This is a genomic window from Streptosporangium sp. NPDC003464 (assembly GCF_053588315.1).
This window is the reverse complement of record NZ_JBSFPS010000557.1, coordinates 1-1,371: the sequence shown is the minus strand read 5'-3', so window position 1 is coordinate 1,371 and position 1,371 is coordinate 1. Positions and strand designations below refer to the sequence as shown.

Below are 1,371 nucleotides of genomic sequence, written 5' to 3'. Positions count from 1 at the left end.
CTAGTACTACAGCCTGATTTCGTGATTCTTAGGGGTAGCGTGCCGTTCTGTGACGACTGCTGATGATCTGCGGGAGTGGGCTGCAGGGCTGGATGCCTTGTTCGGGCGGGTGGCGGGGCGGTTCGGGCGGGTGGAGCCGCGCCGCCAAGCACGGGCGTATCTGACGGGGTTGCTGGCGCCGGTGGAGCGGAAGAACGGCTGGCAGTTGGCGGAGGCGGCTGGGGATCTGCAGCCGGATCGGATGCAGCGGCTGCTGGGCAGCGCCCACTGGGACGCCCGCGGTGTGCGTGATGACCTGCGCACGTATGTGGTGGAGGGTCTCGGGCACCGCGACGCGGTGTTGATCGTGGATGAGACCGGGTTCATCAAGAAGGGCACCAAATCGGCCGGCGTGCAGCGGCAGTACTCCGGCACCGCGGGTCGCACGGAGAACTGTCAGCTCGGGGTGTTCCTCGCCTATGCCTCCCCGGTGGGCCGGGCGTTGATCGACGCCGAGCTGTACCTGCCCAAGTCGTGGATCGAGGACCGGGCCCGCTGTCGCGAGGCGGGCGTCCCCGACGAGGTCGAGTTCGCCACCAAACCGGTCCTGGCCCGGCAGATGCTGGCCCACGCCCTGGATGCGGGGCTGCCGGTGTCCTGGGCGACGGCGGACGAGGCGTACGGGATGGATTCGAAGTTCCGCAGATTCCTAGAACAGCGCCGCGTCAACTATGTGGTGGCTGTCCCCAAGAACCAGTTCGTCGCGTGCGGTGCCCGGGCAGACCTGCGCGCCGATACCCAGGTCGCTGCCGCCCCGGCCGAGGCGTGGAAGCGCGTGTCGTGTGGGGACGGCGCGAAGGGACGCCGGTTGTATGACTGGGCACTGGCCACGGTGCACTTCGAAGTTGAACCAGGCTACCGGCGGTGGTTGCTGGCCCGCCGATCCCCGACCCCCAACGCCAAGGGCGAACTGGAGATCGCCTACTACCTGTGCCACGGACCGATCGGCACCACGATCGACGAGCTCATCCGCGTGGCTGGAGCCCGCTGGGCGATCGAGGAATGCTTCCAGGCCGCCAAGAACGGAGTCGGCCTGGACCAATATCAGGTCCGACGGTTCGACGCCTGGCACCGACACGTCACCCTGGCGATGCTCGCCCATGCCTTCCTCGCCGTCACCGCGGCTCACGCCCCAAAAGCCCCCACGGTCTGGTCCGCCTCACACCAGCGGAGATCCGTCGTCTCCTGGGAGCTGTGACCCGACCGCTCAGCCCCACCCTCGACTTCGCCCTCGCCTGGTCCACCCACCGCCGTGAACACCAAACCCGTGCCCGCAGCAGCCACTACTGGCGACGCTGGCTCAAGCATCACGAAATCAGGCTGTAGTACTAG

General features: G+C 67.5%; 1 protein-coding gene. It reads left to right on the top strand.

All coding sequences use genetic code 11. The annotated features are described in order from the left end of the window. Positions 1 to 49 precede the first annotated feature (49 nt). Positions 50 to 1,237, top strand: coding sequence for an IS701 family transposase (locus ACWDS7_RS48505; protein ID WP_451934832.1), 1,188 nt, complete (start codon positions 50 to 52; stop codon positions 1,235 to 1,237). Positions 1,238 to 1,371: the final 134 nt, after the last annotated feature.